13 protein-coding genes are annotated in these 17,421 nt (G+C 35.5%); 12 read left to right on the top strand and 1 reads right to left on the bottom strand.

Annotation, left to right across the window (positions count from 1 at the left end; all coding sequences use genetic code 11):
* Positions 1–146 precede the first annotated feature (146 nt).
* The 3 genes from NQ540_RS05035 to NQ540_RS05025 all read left to right on the top strand — a co-directional run bounded on the left by NQ540_RS05035 (position 147) and on the right by NQ540_RS05025 (position 3,383).
* Positions 147–2,042, top strand: coding sequence for a PTS beta-glucoside transporter subunit IIBCA (locus NQ540_RS05035; RefSeq protein ID WP_005605512.1), 1,896 nt, complete (start codon positions 147–149; stop codon positions 2,040–2,042).
* Between the two features lie 97 nt (positions 2,043–2,139).
* The gene (gene scrK, locus NQ540_RS05030; protein WP_005605510.1) at positions 2,140–3,027 is read left to right on the top strand and encodes a fructokinase ScrK; all 888 of its coding nucleotides are present in this window, start codon (positions 2,140–2,142) and stop codon (positions 3,025–3,027) included.
* 122 nt (positions 3,028–3,149) lie between these two features.
* Complete coding sequence (locus NQ540_RS05025) at positions 3,150–3,383, top strand: YneF family protein (RefSeq protein ID WP_005605509.1); 234 nt, start codon at positions 3,150–3,152, stop codon at positions 3,381–3,383.
* A gap of 61 nt (positions 3,384–3,444) precedes the next feature.
* Here NQ540_RS05025 and NQ540_RS05020 read toward each other — a convergent pair whose 3' ends face one another.
* Positions 3,445–4,068 (bottom strand): lysophospholipid acyltransferase family protein, encoded by a 624-nt coding sequence (locus NQ540_RS05020; protein ID WP_005605507.1) that lies wholly within the window; start codon positions 4,066–4,068, stop codon positions 3,445–3,447.
* Positions 4,069–4,205: 137 nt separating this feature from the next.
* Here NQ540_RS05020 and NQ540_RS05015 point away from each other — a divergent pair, with 137 nt between their 5' ends.
* The 9 genes from NQ540_RS05015 to addA all read left to right on the top strand — a co-directional run bounded on the left by NQ540_RS05015 (position 4,206) and on the right by addA (position 17,270).
* Positions 4,206–5,498, top strand: a complete 1,293-nt coding sequence (locus tag NQ540_RS05015) for a hypothetical protein (protein ID WP_050755086.1) — start codon at positions 4,206–4,208, stop codon at positions 5,496–5,498.
* A gap of 187 nt (positions 5,499–5,685) precedes the next feature.
* Positions 5,686–6,456: a 30S ribosomal protein S2 gene (gene rpsB / locus NQ540_RS05010; RefSeq protein ID WP_039848780.1), complete on the top strand. Its 771-nt coding sequence runs from the start codon at positions 5,686–5,688 to the stop codon at positions 6,454–6,456.
* A 115-nt stretch (positions 6,457–6,571) separates the two neighbouring features.
* A complete protein-coding gene (tsf, locus tag NQ540_RS05005; protein ID WP_005605501.1) occupies positions 6,572–7,453 on the top strand; it encodes a translation elongation factor Ts in 882 nt (293 codons plus the stop codon).
* Between the two features lie 77 nt (positions 7,454–7,530).
* Positions 7,531–8,253, top strand: coding sequence for a UMP kinase (gene pyrH / locus NQ540_RS05000; RefSeq protein WP_005605500.1), 723 nt, complete (start codon positions 7,531–7,533; stop codon positions 8,251–8,253).
* A gap of 3 nt (positions 8,254–8,256) precedes the next feature.
* Positions 8,257–8,817 (top strand): ribosome recycling factor, encoded by a 561-nt coding sequence (gene frr, locus NQ540_RS04995; protein WP_005605498.1) that lies wholly within the window; start codon positions 8,257–8,259, stop codon positions 8,815–8,817.
* A 53-nt stretch (positions 8,818–8,870) separates the two neighbouring features.
* Positions 8,871–9,515: a thermonuclease family protein gene (locus tag NQ540_RS04990; protein WP_005605496.1), complete on the top strand. Its 645-nt coding sequence runs from the start codon at positions 8,871–8,873 to the stop codon at positions 9,513–9,515.
* A 126-nt stretch (positions 9,516–9,641) separates the two neighbouring features.
* Positions 9,642–9,878, top strand: coding sequence for a glutaredoxin-like protein NrdH (gene nrdH / locus NQ540_RS04985; RefSeq protein WP_039848779.1), 237 nt, complete (start codon positions 9,642–9,644; stop codon positions 9,876–9,878).
* Between the two features lie 127 nt (positions 9,879–10,005).
* On the top strand, positions 10,006–13,578 hold the full coding sequence (locus NQ540_RS04980; RefSeq protein WP_005605492.1) for a PD-(D/E)XK nuclease family protein: 3,573 nt from the start codon (positions 10,006–10,008) through the stop codon (positions 13,576–13,578).
* Complete coding sequence (addA, locus tag NQ540_RS04975) at positions 13,575–17,270, top strand: helicase-exonuclease AddAB subunit AddA (RefSeq protein WP_005605490.1); 3,696 nt, start codon at positions 13,575–13,577, stop codon at positions 17,268–17,270. The genes NQ540_RS04980 and addA overlap by 4 nt, the downstream gene beginning before the upstream one ends.
* The last annotated feature ends 151 nt before the right edge of the window (positions 17,271–17,421 follow it).

The following is a 17,421-nucleotide window of genomic DNA, read 5'->3' as shown; positions in this document are numbered from 1 at the left end:
CGTAAATGCAAGCTTTTTTGGGGGAAGTGTTCTTTTAGTGATTCAATATCAGATGTAACTTGACTTATAACGGTATAATGATACAATTCGAAATGAAATAAATGTGCTATTATTAGTAACAATTTTTATAAAGGAGAGTGTAATGGATGAATAATATTGAAATTGCTAAAAGTGTTATCGAAGCCATTGGTGGCAAAGACAACGTTAGTAGTGTAGCGCACTGTGCAACGCGTCTTCGTATCATGGTAAAAGATAAGGAAAAAATCGATACGAATAGAGTCGAGAATATTGAAAAAGTTCAAGGTGCGTTCTTCAACGCAGGACAATTCCAAATCATTTTCGGTACAGGAACTGTAAACCGTATTTATGATGAAGTGGTATCTCTTGGATTACCAACTTCAACAACTAGCGAAATGAAAGCTGAAGCAGCCAAACAAGGAAACTGGTTCCAACGTTCTGTTCGTACATTCGGGGATGTATTTGTACCAATCATTCCAGCCATTGTTGCAACAGGTCTTTTTATGGGGCTTCGTGGATTGTTAGAGGCTTTTGGTGTTGTATTACCATCTGACTTTTTAATTTATTCTAAAATCTTAACAGATACGGCTTTTATCGCATTACCAGCCTTAGTAGTTTGGTCTACGTTTAAAGTGTTTGGTGGGAATCAAACAATCGGAATTGTACTTGGTCTGATGTTAATTTCTGGTTCTCTTCCTAACGCTTGGGAGGTTGCTCAAGGTGGGGAAATTGTTCCAATTAAATTCTTCGGTCTTGTGGATGTCGTTGGATTACAAGGTTCTGTTTTACCAGCGTTTATCATCGGGGTTGTAGGTGCTAATTTTGAAAAATGGGTCAGAAAATATGTACCGGAAGTATTGGACTTATTAGTAACACCTTTTATTACATTATTTGTAATGTCAATTTTAGGACTTTTTGTATTAGGACCAATCTTCCATCAAGTAGAGAAAGTGATTCTTTCACTTACAACAACTGTATTGTATTTACCATTTGGTCTTGGTGGACTAATCATTGGTGGTACACATCAATTAATCGTTGTTTCTGGAGTTCACCATATCTTCAATTTATTAGAAATTAACTTATTATCAGCGACTGGACAAAACCCATTTAATGCTATTATTACAGCTGCGATGACGGCTCAAGGGGCTGCGGCGGTTGCGATTGGTGTTAAAACGAAGAGTCCAAAATTAAAAGCATTAACATTCCCAGCGGCTTTATCTGCTTTCCTTGGAATTACAGAGCCTGTTATTTTCGGGGTAAACTTACGATTCCGTAAACCATTCGTTCTTTCATTGTTAGCAGGTGCGTTAGGTGGAGCTCTTTCAGCTTTACTAGGATTAGCGGGTACAAGTAACGGAATTACAATCATTCCTGGTTCAATGCTTTATGTCGGAAATCAACAATTACCACAATACTTATTCATGGTTGCAGTATCATTTGCATTAGGATTTACGTTTACTTATTTATTCGGTTACGATGATTCCATGTTAGATACTCCTGTTGAAGCAGAAGGACCTTCTTCACAAGAAACTCAAGAGGAAGAAGTAGGTGCGACGGCGACTGAACGTACTGATGAAAAATTACATTCACCAATTGTTGGCGAAGTTGTGGCTTTAAGCGAGGTAAATGATCCTGTATTCTCTAGCGGAGTTATGGGACAAGGGATTGCAGTGAAGCCATCTAAAGGAGTTGTATATGCTCCAGCAGATGCCGAAATCGCGATTGCGTTCCCAACAGGTCATGCATATGGTTTAAAAACAGATAATGGTGCTGAAATTCTCATTCACGTCGGAATCGATACTGTTTCGTTGAATGGTAAAGGATTTGAAGCAAAAGTATCTCAAGGAGACCGTGTAAGAGCAGGGGATATCATCGGAACATTTGATTCTGAAGTGATTGCTGCAAATGGGTTAGATGACACAACAATGGTCATTATCACTAACACCATGGATTATGCAGAAGTGACTCCAATCGCAACTGGTTCTGTTACGAATAAAACTCGAGTATTAGAGTTACATGTATAATTTTTCTGGAAGACGAATTCTATTACAGGATTCGTCTTCTTTTTTTAGGTAAAAATATGATACAATAATTAAAAATAACTAAGGGAGCTTAAGGCCTATGACAAACTTATATGGAAGTTTAGAAGCTGGAGGCACAAAGTTTATTTGTGCAGTTGCTGATGAAGATTTTAATACTGTTGAAGAACTTCAATTTCCTACAACGACTCCAAAAGAAACGTTAAAAAAGACAGCGGACTTTTTTGCAAAATTTAAAAATCTAGCTGCAATTGGAATCGGGTCATTTGGACCGATTGATGTGGATCCTAAATCTAAAACATATGGATACATCACGACAACACCAAAACCAAATTGGGCAAATGTGGATGTTGTTGGTGCGTTGAAAAAGAGAGTAGATGTGCCCATTTACTTCACAACAGATGTAAATAGTTCTGCTTACGGAGAAGTTTATGCGCGTAACAATCGTGGAGAAAATATCGAAACGCTTGTTTATTATACAATCGGTACCGGAATTGGTGCGGGTGTGATTCAACGTGGTGAATTTATCGGAGGAACTAGCCATCCTGAAATGGGACATGTTTATGTAAGTAAGCACCCAATTGATGTGGCAAATAATTTTGATGGCGTTTGTCCTTTCCATAAAGGCTGTCTTGAAGGTTTAGCTGCTGGACCAAGTTTAGAAGCACGTACTGGAGTTCGTGGAGAACATATAGATATTGCTAGTGATGTTTGGGATGTTCAGGCGAGTTATATTGCTCAAGCAGCCATTCAAGCAACTCTAACTTTCCGCCCTGAAAAGATTGTTTTTGGAGGAGGAGTTATGGCTCAAAATCATATGTTAGAACGCGTTCATCGTATGTTTGAGGAATTACTAAACGGATATGTACCAACTCCGCCAGTAAAAGACTTTATTGTTACTCCAGCCGTTGATAATAACGGTTCAGCTACTTTAGGAAACTATGTGTTAGCGAAAGGTTTAGTTAAGTAATTTTTCAATGTGTTCCTGATTTGCGAAATTAACAAATGAAAACTTTACCGCAAGGCTTTTCATTTTCTTCATAATTTAGTACAATAGTTAAGGATACACATATTGAAGGGAGAGAAAGCCAAATGTCAACAGGAGCATGGATTTTAATCGTGATTCTTGCTGCAATCGCAGGTGCGATCGGTGGTTTCTTTATCGCACGTCGTACAATGATGAATTACTTCGCAGAAAACCCACCATTTGATGAAGATATGATTCGTAGCATGATGACTCAAATGGGTCAAAAACCATCAGAACAAAAAGTTCGTCAAATTGCTGCTTCAATGAAAGCACAAGCTAAAAAAAGAGCTAAAAAATAAAGTCAAAAAACCATCGGAGTATTCCGATGGTTTTTTTCGTTATACCGTATACGGTATAACGTTATTCTTTTACAGGTAATTCATATACATAATTTGGATCGATTTCCTTATCGAGTTCATCGAATTTTTGAATTAGTACTTGATCGTAATTTGCAATTTCTTCTTTTGTTAGTTTTTGGTCTGCAATATAGATTGGGTCACCAATTCTTACATGCATTTTTTTACGTTTAATAATATCCTTGAATGTTAACGGTCCTTGATACACCATTGGAACGATAGGGGCTTTTGCTAGACGAGCAATGGTTACTGCGCCGCCTTTCATTTCGTTTGAATAACGAGTCCCAGTAGGAAAGATAACAAGGGCTTTTTGATTTTCCTTAATTTGTTGGACAGGATACTTAATCGCGCTTGGGCCTGGCTTTTCTCGGTTCACAGGGAATGCTCCAAGTTTTTTTATAAACCAAGCGAATGGTTTTGGCTTAAACAGTTCTTGCTTAGCCATTAAAACAAGTGGTTGAGGATAAACAGCAATCGCCATCATAACCGGATCTAACCAAGAACGATGGGGCGCCACAAGTACATATCCAGTATGCTTTGGTAATTTTTCTCTACCTTTATAATCAGCGAATCCGTTTAATAGGACTAATAATCCACGAACAATCCAAATCGTGATTTTATAAATCATAATCTTCTCCTTTTATATTTCTGTATGATTAGTATGAAATAATTCACGTGTTTTTGCAAGTTGAATCTATTAATGATTTTGTAAGGTTTTCTTTACAGTATGATATAATCCTTATAGGAAGTTTTGGAGGTCTGCGTATGAAAGAGGACAAGATTAGTTTTATTAAGCTTTCTTTAGTACTGTTAGGGTACTTTATTTATAATATTTTGTATCATATGGTTTACTATTCGTCTGGTCTCGCACTATTTGTGTTGTTACCTTTCTTTCTTATAGATTTTCTTATTTTCTTTTTCGGTAATTTCTTTTTACTACGTGACCAAATGAAGATTCATTCTGATTTTAACCAGAGTAAGGAAATGCGATTTTTTAGCACGATCCAATTAAGTTTGACTTTGATTGGTTTATTGTTACAGTTATCGGGTATTTTTACCGGCGAGTTATTTCTAGTCAACTATATTTCTCATTTTGAGATTACGGCTGGTATCTGCCTTATTTATTCTGTCATATTCATCATTGGTCTAGTACAAAAAGTAAAAATAAGTAGATCTTATAAGTCTATTGTAAAACTAAGTGTATTTTTTGGGATTCTTTTAATTCTTTTCTCTAATGTAACTCTTCTTCAAAATAGATTTGCCTCGGTTTCTTATGCAAAGGTAAGTCTACAACAATCATTTAAAGAAATAGGTCTAAAAGGATCACTTACTATTAAAGGGAAAAAGCATGTAGTTGAGCCAAATGGAGTTACTTTGACAGATATCACATACGAGGAGCAATTATCCGATGGTACTAACTTAACTAAGAATCTTACTGCTGTTGAAAAAGATTCAAACAATTATGAAAATGAATACAAAGAGGATAAGCTTGATTTCATTCAAAATTACCTATCCGACGAGGAGAAGACTCTCTTCAATCAAATAAATTACAGACATTTTCATTTTTTATTAAATTTGTATCGCGAGAATGGAAAAACAAAAAACTTAGTAATGAATTTTAAGGAAACCGTTCATGAAGCTTTAGGAGTTAATCTTTTTGAGAAAAGACTATCAGAGTTAGTGCCTACTAATAAAGGAAAATTATATAGCGCTCTTTTATCTAAAGCAATTTTAAATCGTGAGAATGGAGATACGGATGCTGCAGGTTTCTATAATATAGACCCCGTAGAATTAATGAACTCTAAACTTGTTTATATGGATACAGAGTTAATCTTTTATTCAGATTTAAATTCAAAATTAGATGATCATAAGAGTAGTCCATTAGATTATTTTAAAGAAAAACTAACCTCAATGCCTAAAGGAAGCTTTGTAGACGGGATTTATAAATTCAGTGGAAGTCTATTGGTAAACGGAAAGACACAGGATATTATTAGTACTTTCGTGGTAGAAGATGGGATTGGACATTTTGAAAAAGATGCTATTAAAGGAAAAGAGTGATATTATATATACAAAAACAATAGAATTTTCTTGCATTTAAACGGTTTATCATGTACAATCATTGATGGTGTAAAAACCAACAAAAATTCACACCTAATTGGATGTTAAGATTGGTGCTTCTTTTAGAAGAGGTCTTATCGCTGAAAATTGGGGAGGAAAATAAAAACCAAATTGGAGGAAAACAAAAATGGCAGTTATTTCAATGAAACAATTGTTAGAAGCTGGTGTACATTTCGGTCACCAAACACGTCGCTGGAACCCTAAGATGAAGAGATACATCTTCACAGAAAGAAATGGTATCTATATCATCGACCTACAAAAAACTGTTAAATTAGTGGACGATGCATACAACTACATGCATGAAGTTGCTGAAAACGGTGGTATTGCATTATTCGTTGGTACTAAAAAACAAGCACAAGATGCTGTTAAAGACGAAGCAATCCGTTCAGGTCAATACTACGTTAACCATCGTTGGTTAGGTGGTACTTTAACGAACTGGGATACAATCCAAACACGTATCAAACGTTTGAAAAAAATCAAAGAAATGCAAGAAGACGGCACTTTCGAAGTATTACCTAAAAAAGAAGTTGGTATTCTATTAAAAGAATTAGACAAACTTGAAAAATACTTAGGTGGTATTAAAGATATGCCACGCATTCCTGATGTAATGTTTATCGTTGACCCTCGTAAAGAACGCATTGCTGTTCAAGAAGCTCACAAATTAAACATTCCAATCGTTGCTATGGTTGACACAAACTGTGATCCAGATGAAATTGATGTTGTTATTCCATCAAATGATGATGCTATCCGCGCGGTTAAATTAATCGTTGCTAAAATGGCTGATGCATTCATCGAAGGTAACCAAGGTGAAGACGTAGCAGTAGACGTTGAAGACTTAGATAAAGATACTTCATTAGAAGATATCGAAAAATTAGTTGAAGGCGACAACGCTGAATAATCACTAACTGTTAAGCTGTTTGAATCAGAAAGAGGCGAAATAGACTTTTCAATTCAAACAGCTTTTTTTAAAAAGTTCATAAAAATTTTAAAGCAATTTATAGGAGGAATTGAGAATGGCTCAAGTTACAGCTCAATTAGTAAAACAATTACGCGATATGACTGGCGTAGGTATGATGGATGCTAAAAAAGCATTAGTTCAAGTTGAAGGAGATATCGACAAAGCAGTTGATTTCTTACGTGAAGCAGGATTGGCAAAAGCTGCTAAAAAAGCAGACCGTATCGCTGCTGAAGGGATTACTAATGTATTAGTAGAAGGAAACCGCGCAGTTATCTTAGAAGTGAATGCTGAAACTGACTTCGTTGCTAAAAACGACAAATTCCAAGCATTAGTTAGAGAAGTTTCTGAAGCAATCTTAAAAGCAAACCCTGCTACATTAGAGGAAGCTCTTGAAGTTGAAACTCCAAACGGAAAAATTTCTGATGTGATTGCTGAAGCTACTACAGTTATCGGTGAAAAAATCACTTTACGTCGTTTTGAAATCGTTGAAAAATCTGATGCAGATGCTTTCGGTGCATACTTACACATGGGCGGACGTATTGGTGTGTTAACAGTTGTGGAAGGTACAACTGATGAAACAGCAGCTAAAGATGTTTCAATGCATATCGCTGCAATCAACCCTAAATATATTGACCGTTCACAAGTTTCTGAAGAAGAATTAGAACATGAAAAGAAAGTTCTTACTGAACAAGCATTAAACGAAGGTAAACCAGCTAACATCGTAGAAAAAATGATCGCTGGACGTTTAAACAAATTCTTAGCTGAAATCAGCTTAAACGATCAACCATTTGTTAAAGATCCAGATCAAACAGTTTCTAAATTCGTTGCTTCTAAAGGCGGAAAAGTTAAATTATTCCACCGTTATGAAGTTGGTGAAGGTTTAGAAAAACGTGTTGATAACTTCGCTGAAGAAGTAATGGGACAAGTTAGAAAATAATTATTGTTGAAGATAGGGAATATGGTAGTCCACTACCCGCTATTCCCTTTTTTTATAAAGATTAAGGAGACAAAGCAATGGTTGAACCAAAATATAAACGTGTGGTTTTAAAATTAAGTGGTGAGGCTTTAGCTGGCCAAGCAGGCTTCGGGATTAATCCACCAACGATTAAAGAAGTTGTTAAAGAATTAAAAGAGGTTCATGATCTTGGTGTTGAAATCGCAATTGTTGTCGGTGGTGGTAACATCTGGCGTGGAATTACTGGCGAAGAAGTTGGTATGGAGCGTGCTCAAGCAGACTATATGGGAATGTTAGCTACTGTAATGAACGCTCTTGCGCTTCAAGATGCGTTAGAAAACGTAGGTGTTCCAACTCGTGTTCAAACTTCAATTGACATGCGCCAAATTGCTGAGCCTTATATTCGTCGTAGAGCGGTACGTCACCTAGAAAAAGAACGTGTTGTGATCTTTGCTGGTGGTACTGGGAATCCTTACTTCTCAACTGATACAGCTGCTGCTTTACGAGCTGCAGAAATTGAAGCAGATGCAATCTTAATGGCGAAAAACAATGTGGATGGTGTTTACAGTGCTGACCCACGTATTGACGTAAATGCGAAAAAATATAATGAATTAACACACTTGGACGTTATTCAAAAGGGATTAAAAGTGATGGATACCACTGCAAGTTCACTTTCGATGGATAATGATATTCCATTAGTGGTGTTCAATTTAAATGAACCGGGAAATATCAGACGCGTTGTATTAGGTGAAAACATTGGTACAACTGTTAGGGGGAAATAGGATATGTCAACTAGCGAAATTTTAGCTCATACAAAAGAGCGTATGAAAAAATCTGAAGACGCACTTCAACGTGAATTGGGCTCTATTCGTGCTGGACGTGCGAACGCAAGTCTTTTAGATCGTCTTGAAGTGGAATATTACGGTGCTTTAACTCCTGTAAACCAATTAGCTTCAATTACGGTTCCTGAAGCTCGCATGCTTTTAATTACTCCTTATGACAAATCTTCATTAAATGACATTGAACGTGCGATTTTAATGAGCGATATTGGAATTACGCCAACAAGTGATGGTTCCGTAATTCGTTTAATTATTCCGCAATTAACAGAAGAACGTCGTAAAGAATTAGCTAAACAAGTAGGTAAAGAAGCTGAGAATGCAAAAGTAAGCGTACGTAATATTCGTCGTGATGCAATTGATCAAGCAAAAAAAGCTGAAAAAGCAAAAGAAATTACAGAAGATGAATTACATACATTAGAAAAGGACATTCAAAAAGTTACGGATGACAGTGTTAAAAACATTGACAAATTAGCTGCAACTAAAGAGAAAGAACTTTTAGAAGTATAATTTGAATAAATAAGGGGCTTTTGCCTCTTTTTTATTTATAAAGGAGTAGGGTAATGACACAAAAACAATGGAAAATGATTAGTACTATTATTTCAATTATTATCTTAATCGTATTTGCTCTTTATAAAGCTTTTGGAGAGCAAAAAGCTACCAATAAATCAAATGCTCATTCTTCTTCCAAAACCTCTCAAAATACGTCTAATTCTTCTTTTACGGGAAAAAACTTTGATTTTTTTGAAAGTATGAAAAAGTATCCTTTTAAATATGTGTACGGAGCTGATGGAGATACATTCCACCTCAGTTATGAAGGAAAGGAATTTAAGGTTCGCTTACTTATTGTAGATGCCCCAGAAACAGCTAAAGAAGGAAAAGAGGCTCAACCATTTGCGGATGAGGCGAAGAAACGTACTGAAGAATTGTTGAAGAATGCAAAGAAAATTGAAGGAAGTTTCGATGTAGGAGATCATGCAGATAAGTATGACCGTGCATTAATGTACGTATACGTGGATGGTAAGTTACTTCAAGATATTCTAATTGAAGAAGGGCTTGCGAGAGTTGGTTATGCATATGAACCCAATACAAGTTTATTAAAGCAATTCCAAGAAATTGAAAAGAAAGCAAAAAAACAAAAGAAAAATATATGGGAAAAAGAGGGATATGTAACGAATAAAGGTTATGATATCAGCGTTTATAAGTAATTTGTGAAAAACTATATATTGTGTTGAAAATGAATATTGTATTTTCATAAGAACTATATATTGTATTTTGAAACAAAATGATGTATGATAACTTCTGTCAGAAAAAATAAAAGGGGGAGAAGTAATATGTCAAATCGCAATATTATTCTTTATTCTAAACCAAATTGTATGCAATGTAATTTTACAAAACAATTTTTTGAAAATAACAATGTGGAATTCACTGTAAAAGATGTTTTCGAGTCAGAAGAGGCTTTAGCAGAAGTGAAGGAATTAGGGTTCCAATCATTACCTGTAATTGTTGCTGATGGCGTTGAACCATTCTTTGGATTCCGTCCCGATCTTTTAGAAAAATTGGTAGGATAATTTATTTATCGTAGAATGAAATATACACTTTTAGTGGGAAACTACTAAAGGTGTTTTTTTATTGAAATAAATAGCCGTATTTGTTTGATTTCATGATATACTAAAGAAGACTTTAAGTGGAGGGATAATGATGGGATTTAAAGCTGTAATTTCAAAAAAATCAACCAATAAATCAAAGATGATTGCTGAACGTTTTTCAAATTGGTTGAAAGAAAAAGAAACACACCAAGTGTTCTATATCGTTCCAGATCATATTAAATTTACTGCTGAAATGGAAATGATTCGAAATGTCGGGGAGTTGTTATCGAATTCAACCAACCGAAGTTATGCTTCTACGAGACTACAAGTTTATAGTTTTAAACGTTTATTATGGTATCTCCTTCGTAATGAAGCTATTACAGAAAAGATTTCCATTTCAAAAGTAGGAATTGCAATGCTTTTGAAATCTATTTTGGAGGAACATTCTGACGAACTATTACTCTTTAAAAACGAAGCTCGTCATAAAGGTTTTCTTGAACAACTAAGCAAAGTAATGAATGAATTTCAATCAGGAGGAATTGAAATTGAGGATTTCTCAAGCTTTTTTGAAGCAACCAACCCTACTGAAAACGAGAAACGATTAAAAGAATTTGGAATTATTTATCGTTACTATACGAATGCACTAAAACAAGATTTTGTTCACCAAGAAGAAAGTTATGCCCAGTTATGTAGTGTCATTGCTTCTAAAGATTTATCCAATACCTTTATTGCGATTGATGAAATGGTGACGTTATCGAAGGCTGAAATGGAAGTAATTGAAGCTTTAGTGGGAAGTGGTGCCACTGTTGAATTTCATGCTACATTAACAACTTATGGTGTACATACTGCCAAGAATGAAATAGGAGATTCACTGTTTACTTCAAATAGAATTCTCCTGGAGAGACTCTCAAGATGGATCAATAGAGGAGATGACTTAGCGCGCATCATCGAATGGGAAAATACTGAATCTATCTTTGATGAAGAATTTAAAGAGGTGGAACAGTTCTGGCTGGAAACAAATGGTGGACTTCCAAAGGTGAAAAGAACACCAGAACAAAAAATTCCATTACAAAAGATTACTTTTACTAAATATACGGACGAAAGAGAAGAGTACCAAGAAACTTTTGCCCAAATTAAAAGAATGGTGCAAACTGGAAATGTTCGCTACAAAGATATCCAAATTTTAGGACGTAATTTAGAAGAGAATCATTTATTCTTAGAATCGCTTTTAAAGCAATACGCTATTCCTGGATTTATCGATTTATCAGATTCTATGGAACATCATCCAATCATTCAAGTACTAGACGCGCTTTTTGCTATTTGGCAATATGATTGGCGTTATGCCGATATTATGAGTCTTCTTCGTAGTGAATATGTCTTATGGCATAAAGACGATGAAACTTCACTTAAGGACCAATTACAAGCGTTTAGACAACAATTAGACGAAACAGAAACGGTTATTCTTGCCAATGGTTACGAAGGGTATCAATGGACAAATGGGAAACCTTGGTCGTATGTGGAAGATTCCATTGACGAAGATTCGAAAGTGGAACAGACTGATAAAAATACACGAGTTCTACTAAAAGCAGAGCAACTTCGGAATGAATTAACAAGTATATTATTACCTGCATTCAAAAAAATAGAACAATCAACTACAACGAAAGAAGCTGTTTCTGTACTATATCAATTACTATTAACTTTAGGCGTTGATCAATCCTTTATTTATTGGAGAGACGTTGCTGCTGAAGAAGGAGATGTCGAAACAGCTAGACGTCAAGAACAAGTTTGGACTGAATTTATCCGTTTGCTTGATGAATACATTTATATTTTTGGTGAAAAATCCTTTGATTGGGAAACCTTTATGATGTTACTTCATACTGGTTTTGAACAAACGCACTATAATTTAGCACCATCTACATTAGATGAATTAACCATCACTGGGATGGATTCCGTTCGTTATACGCCGAAGAAAATCACTTTTGCAGTAGGGCTCTCGCAAGGTGTAATGCCACGTAATATTGATGAAACAGGGTTATTAACAGACGATGAACGTGAACTATTCTCAAATCATTTAGATAGTGGCCGTTTCCTAGCTCCTACAACAGGACAATTACAATCTGTTGAACCGTTTGTGTTCTATCAGTTACTCATGAGTGCAACGGAACATCTCTATTTATCTTGTGCTATTTCTAAAGATGGTAAGGAGCAACTAGTTTCAAATTTCATACAACGTTTATTAAAACACTATGAATTAGAAGAAATTGATGGGTCATTTAACCGACAAAACCGCTTAGAACAAGGTGATTTCGTTGTTCCATATGAACTCTTTACAACGCTTCTATTGAAGATGAGAGAGAACAAGTTCAAAGAAAAAGAAGAGATTGATTTCTTGTGGAAATTAATTCCTCATTTACTAAAAGTTGACGCCACATTCAGTGCTAACTATCACGCATTACTAGCGTCTGTCTTTAGATTGAATGTAGCGAGTAAATTGCCACTTTCTCTTGCGCAAGAGCTTTATGGAAATCAATTAAATTTATCAACTTCTCAAATTGAAACTTACTATAAAGATCCATTTAGTCATTTCTTACAATACGGATTAAGACTGAAAGAACGTCAAGAATTTGAGCTTTCACCAGCCAATACTGGTGAATACTTCCATGAATTCTTTGATCAGTTTATTAAAGAGTTAAATGCACGTGGGATATCTCTAAGAGACTTAACGTTAGAGCAAAAGTTGGCTATTGAAAAAGATATCTTCAATCGAATGAAAGACAATCCGAAATTTGCGATTTTAGCCTCTTCTAGACGTTTAAACTTTGTCCAAGGATTGTTACACCAAACTCTAATGCAAACGACAAATGCGCTTCAAAAACAAGCCTTAGCGCTAGAGACAAAACCTTGGATGACCGAAGTGGTATTCGGGACTTCTGGAAACTATCCAATTCATATTCCAATTGGACATAATCAATCTATTCATTTACGTGGGAAGATTGACCGTATCGACTTACTACAAGCAGATAATGGAATTTTTAACGGAATTATTGACTATAAATCTTCTGAACAAAAATTCGAAATCGCTAAACTCATTGCAGGGGTTCAAATCCAATTATTAACGTATTTGAAAGTTTCAGAAGAAATCATTCGCAGTGAAAAAGGCGTAATTCCAACGCCTCTAGAAGCAAGCTATATCCATGTGCATAATCCTAAATTCAGCATTAAAGAAGTGCCAACGGAAGATAAGTTTATGCAAGAATGGACAAAAGCGTTTAAACACCGTGGATTAATCAATTCTGATGAGATTGCTAGACTCAATCCGGAATTAGTTGAGACGAGTAAGTCGAATGTCTTGAATGTTGCTCTTAAGAAAGACGGAGGCATTAGTGCAACTTATAAAAATGGTGTTTATACGACAGAAGAATTGAAGTTATTCAAAGATTTCGTATGGGAAAAGATTCAAGAAGCAGGAAAAGGAATCCTATCTGGGGATATCACACTAGCTCCTTACGAGGACTTTAAACAATATGCAGATTCTGTATCCGGTAAATTTAGTAGTATAGCACAGTTCGATGCTACAAACCCAGAAAACAGATATCGTACTCTTCCTAAATTTGAAAAAGAAGAGGGGATTACATTTATTCAAGATGAATTACAAGAGAAGAAAGGAGAGACAGAAGCATGATTCCAGAGAAACCAAAAGGCTTACAAGCAACACCTGATCAATGGAAAGCGATAGCTACTCGTGGGAACAATCTTCTTGTTTCTGCCTCAGCTGGTTCTGGGAAAACAAAAGTTCTTGTAGAACGGATTCTCATGCATATTCAAGAGGGTATCGACATTAATGAGTTGCTAGTTGTAACCTTTACAGAACTTGCAGCAAAAGAAATGAAGGAGCGTCTTCGTTCTAAACTAGAAGAAGCGATTGAAAAATCAACGGATGAAGTCCTTCAGCAACGTTTCGCGAAACAATTACAACTGATTCCGTCTGCTATGATTTCAACGATTCATAGTTTCTGTATGAAAGTGATTCGTCGTTATTTCTATTTAGCAGGGATTGACCCCGTATTTACGATGATGGATGAAATTGAAGGACAACTTCTGCAAGAAAAGGTCTGGAGAGCGTTGGAAGAAGAGCTTCTTGAACAACCAGAATATGAAGAAGTATTTGCAACGTTCTCAAGCGACCGTTCAGACGATGGTATTACGAATACTGTTTACCGTCTATATCAATATTCGCGTTCTAAAAGAGAACCTAAAACATGGTTATCTCATTTAACGCAGAACTATTCTGTAGGAACTGATTATGCTTCAACACCTTTCGTAAAAAAGTATGTGAAACCAGCATTAATCGAAGAGTTAAGCTACCTTGTTACTCAATATGATCAACTTCTTAAAGAAATTGAACTCCTTGGAGCACCGAAGCATCAAGCAGTTTTAGAAGATGATTTAGATTTTGTTAAAGCTGTTCTGGTACATATCCAAGAGGAATCCTATGTTTTTGCGTATCAAACATTCGAAGATAGAAAATTTAAGAACTGGTCTACAGCTAAAGTGGATGAAACCGTTAAAGAAAGCCTAGATGAGATTAAAGCGATTCGTGAAGATTTGAAAAAAGACTTCCAAAAAATCAAAGAGGATTACTTTGTGATTTCGCCAGAAGTTCAGCTTCAACAAATGACGAAAGTGAATCGAATTCTATCGAAGCTATCAGATATTGCAGTGATGTTCTATGACCGTTTCCAGGATGAAAAGCATCAGTTAAACAAGCTCGATTTCTCAGATTTAGAGCATGATACTTTGAGAATTTTGACGAAATTGGATCAAAATGGGTTAAAGATTGCCTCAGAATACTATCAAAATCACTTTAAAGAAGTCATGGTAGATGAGTATCAAGACGTTAACCGTGTCCAAGAAGCGGTTTTAGAGCTCGTAAATAAGCCTGATAACCGTTTTATGGTAGGAGACGTAAAACAATCTATCTACGGGTTCCGTCTTGCAGATCCGTCTCTATTCCGCGAAAAATACGAAGCGTATGCCGAAGGAAAGTGTGGGGAGAGAATCGTACTAGCAGAGAATTTCCGTTCTAGAGATGAAGTTCTTTCCTTTACGAATAAGGTATTCCAACAAATTATGAATAAAGAGTTGGGACAAGTGGAATATGACGATGTCGCTGCACTAAAAACAGGGAATCTTTCATATTCTCAAGATGATGATAAATCCAGCGAAATTATTTTAATTGAAGATGTGGATTTAGATGAAAGTACGGACGATTTAGAGGATGCTGAAGGGTTCGAAAAGGTAGAAAATGAGATTCATTATGTCGCTCAACGCATTCAAGAGATGATTCATACTCCTTTTGAAGTGATGAATGATAAAGCAGATGCCAAACGTTCCGTAAATTATGGAGATTTCGCCATCCTTTCATCTACAAAGAGTAACAATGATAAGATTGAATCGATTTTTGCAGCATATGGTATTCCAGTGAACGTTCAAAAGGCGCAATCGTACTTTAAACGTACTGAAATTACGACAATGGTTTCTTTACTAAAAGTGATTGATAATCCATTACAAGATATTCCATTAGTTGCTGTATTGCGTTCTGGACTTGTTGGATTAGACGAAATCGCATTAGCTCATATTCGTACATCATCCAAAAATACAAGTTACTATGAAGCTGTTTGTCAATTTATTTCTGATTTTAAACTCAAGGACGTAGACTATTATGATTCTAAGCAACAATTAGCGATTAAAGAACGTCTAGAAAGCTTTTTAACCTTATTAAATAAATGGAGAGACAGCGCTAATAACGAATCCATCGCACAGTTAATCTGGGAAATTTATATGGATACTCATTATTTGGAATATGTTCATGGACAGTCCAATGGTACGCAAAGAGCTGTAAACTTGCATGCATTATATGAACATGCCCATCAATACGAATCAAGTAGCTTTAAAGGAGTTCGTAACTTTATTCGTTTCATTGAAGCTCTGCAAAAGAAAGAAAAAGACTTAGATGAAGCGCCAATAGCAACGGATTCAAATGCTGTGCAAGTGATGACGATTCACGCAAGTAAAGGGTTGGAATTCCCAGTCGTCTTTTTAATCGATACCAATCGTAAATTCAATATGCAAGATTTAAAAGCGTCCATCATGTGCTCTGATGAGATTGGTGTAGGTACAAATTACTTTGATTTAAGCACTCGTATTACGTATCCAACCGTTCAAGCAGTAGCTACAAGAAACTTCGAGAAGAAGAAATTATTATCCGAAGAAATGCGTAAATTGTATGTAGCAATGACGCGTGCACGTGAAAAACTAATTATTGTAGGTACTATTAAAAACTACGAGTCATTTAAGAAGAAATATGCCTTTTTAATGAATGAATCTAGTGAAATTTTACCGTATCAAGCACGATTCAAAAGCAGTACATTCCTTAACTGGATGCTACTGAGTGCGATTCGCGAACAATACAAGATTACTCCTGAAATTGTTGCTAAGGCGGATATTGTATCTAATAGCAAACACTATATCCATGAAATCAGTGATAAGGAAGTCTTCCAAGAAGATTGGCATGAATATTATAATGAAGCCAATTCTCCGGGTGAATTGAAGGTTCGAGTTCAAAGTATGCTAAAAACCATTCAACAAGATTACCAGTTTTACGTTGAAAGCAAGACAACAAGCTATCAAAGTGTGTCTGAATTAAAACGTGTACTTGAAGATCCAATCATCGAAGAATTATCGCAAAATAGCTTGATAGAAGAGGGGAGAAGAGCCATTTATCTCTCTCCTTCATTGGAACAACCACGCTTTATGGAAACTAGTTCAACAACTGTTTCTGGAGCTCAAAGAGGTAGCGCTCTTCACTTATTAATGCAGAAAGTGGACTTTACAAGTACCATTACATTAGATTCGTTAGAACAATTACTGGAAAGTTTAGTGGAATCCAATGAAATTACACCAGAAGTTGCTGCAAAAGTTCCAGTGACACAAGCGTTCGAATTCTTCCAATCAACATTTGGTCAATGGATTGTTCAAAATTCACATGCATTAGTCCGTGAGCAAGCATTTTCATATGTACTTGAAGCTAGCAAATTCTTCAAATCGATTCAAACAGATGATTTGATGATGATTCACGGGATTATCGATGGATATGTCGAGTTAGACGATGAGATTATTGTATTTGACTATAAGACAGATTATGTCGTAGATTCTATAGAAGGAATTCAAAGCATTGTCCGTAAATATAAGGACCAATTGAATATATATGCCGATGCATTAAGCATTAGTTGTAACAAAAAAGTTACAAAAAAGGTCCTATGTTTATTATCAATTAATAAGAATATAGATATCGATACATTAAAAGCTATATAACGTTATGCGCTCAGTGTTACTTATAAATGCTGGGCGTATTCATTTATGATAGAGGATATAGAAACTTTTCGACATATAACTTAGTATAATATATATTATGTAAACCTGATTATGTATTTAAAATAGAAAAAAAGAAACATCATTGCATTTT

This window comes from Granulicatella adiacens ATCC 49175, assembly GCF_025150565.1.
Classification (GTDB): domain Bacteria; phylum Bacillota; class Bacilli; order Lactobacillales; family Aerococcaceae; genus Granulicatella; species Granulicatella adiacens.
This window is presented reverse-complemented; position numbering and strand designations above follow the sequence as displayed.